1 rRNA gene and 1 other annotated feature (1 of these 2 cut by a window edge) are annotated in these 1,995 nt (G+C 52.2%); the gene reads left to right on the forward strand.

Going from position 1 to position 1,995, the window contains the following annotated elements:
- Positions 1 to 1,726: a sequence feature (mutual gap in cmsearch alignment for this rRNA model is longer than 100), on the forward strand (it extends 1,405 nt beyond the left edge of the window).
- Positions 1,727 to 1,874: 148 nt separating this feature from the next.
- Positions 1,875 to 1,990: ribosomal RNA gene (gene rrf / locus G6Q48_RS21605) — 5S ribosomal RNA — on the forward strand.
- Positions 1,991 to 1,995: the final 5 nt, after the last annotated feature.

A 1,995-nucleotide genomic window follows, 5' to 3' on the forward strand; every position in this document is an offset into this window, starting at 1 on the left:
TGTTGGGTAGGGGAGCGTTCTGTAAGCCTGTGAAGGTGTACTGTGAGGTATGCTGGAGGTATCAGAAGTGCGAATGCTGACATAAGTAACGATAATGCGGGTGAAAAACCCGCACGCCGGAAGACCAAGGGTTCCTGTCCAACGTTAATCGGGGCAGGGTGAGTCGACCCCTAAGGCGAGGCAGAAATGCGTAGTCGATGGGAAACGGGTTAATATTCCCGTACTGGTGATAATTGCGATGGGGGGACGGAGAAGGCTAGGCTATCCGGGCGACGGTTGTCCCGGTTTAAGAATGTAGGCAGGTGAATTAGGCAAATCCGGTTCACTATATGCTGAGGTTCGATGACGAGTCACTACGGTGATGAAGTAGCTCATGCCCCGCTTCCAGGAAAAGCCTCTAAGCTCTAGATTATCATTAATCGTACCCCAAACCGACACAGGTGGTCAGGTAGAGAATACTCAGGCGCTTGAGAGAACTCGGGTGAAGGAACTAGGCAAAATGGTGCCGTAACTTCGGGAGAAGGCACGCTGGCGCTAGGTGAAGTCCCTCGCGGATGGAGCTGAAGCCAGTCGCAGATACCAGCTGGCTGCAACTGTTTATTAAAAACACAGCACTGTGCAAACACGAAAGTGGACGTATACGGTGTGACGCCTGCCCGGTGCTGGAAGGTTAATTGATGGGGTTATCCGTAAGGAGAAGCTCTTGATCGAAGCCCCAGTAAACGGCGGCCGTAACTATAACGGTCCTAAGGTAGCGAAATTCCTTGTCGGGTAAGTTCCGACCTGCACGAATGGCGTAATGATGGCCAGGCTGTCTCCACCCGAGACTCAGTGAAATTGAACTCGCTGTGAAGATGCAGTGTACCCGCGGCAAGACGGAAAGACCCCGTGAACCTTTACTATAGCTTGACACTGAACATTGAGCCTTGATGTGTAGGATAGGTGGGAGGCTTCGAAGCGTGGACGCCAGTCTGCGTGGAGCCAACCTTGAAATACCACCCTTTAATGTTTGATGTTCTAACGTTGCCCCGTTATCCGGGGTGCGGACAGTGTCTGGTGGGTAGTTTGACTGGGGCGGTCTCCTCCCAAAGAGTAACGGAGGAGCACGAAGGTTGGCTAAGCATGGTCGGACATCATGCGGTTAGTGCAAAGGCATAAGCCAGCTTGACTGCGAGAGTGACGGCTCGAGCAGGTACGAAAGTAGGTCTTAGTGATCCGGTGGTTCTGAATGGAAGGGCCATCGCTCAACGGATAAAAGGTACTCCGGGGATAACAGGCTGATACCGCCCAAGAGTTCATATCGACGGCGGTGTTTGGCACCTCGATGTCGGCTCATCACATCCTGGGGCTGAAGTAGGTCCCAAGGGTACGGCTGTTCGCCGTTTAAAGTGGTACGCGAGCTGGGTTTAGAACGTCGTGAGACAGTTCGGTCCCTATCTGCCGTGGGCGTTGGAAGATTGAAAGGGGCTGCTCCTAGTACGAGAGGACCGGAGTGGACGCACCACTGGTGTTCGGGTTGTCATGCCAATGGCATTGCCCGGTAGCTAAGTGCGGAAGAGATAACCGCTGAAAGCATCTAAGCGGGAAACTTGCCTTGAGATGAGTCTTCCCTGACCCTTTAAGGGTCCTAAAGGAACGTTTAAGACTAAGACGTTGATAGGTTGGGTGTGTAAGCATAGCGATATGTTGAGCTAACCAATACTAATGAACCGTGAGGCTTAACCTGACAACACCGAAGGTGTTTTAGGGATTGAGAGATTAGAGTTGTTTCAAGAAAGTGAGAAGCCGAGAGGCGAAGGACACACAGCTTGTTTGAGATTGATGTTCTGGTTCAGTGGACGAAAGTGACACTAAACGGGAACAAATAGAATTTGTCTGGCGGCAATAGCGCGGTGGTCCCACCTGACCCCATGCCGAACTCAGCAGTGAAACGCCGTAGCGCCGATGGTAGTGTGGGGTCTCCCCATGTGAGAGTAGGGAACTGCCAGACATTAA

It is taken from the genome of Providencia sp. M-27 (genome assembly GCF_011077905.1).
Taxonomy (GTDB): domain Bacteria; phylum Pseudomonadota; class Gammaproteobacteria; order Enterobacterales; family Enterobacteriaceae; genus Providencia; species Providencia huaxiensis.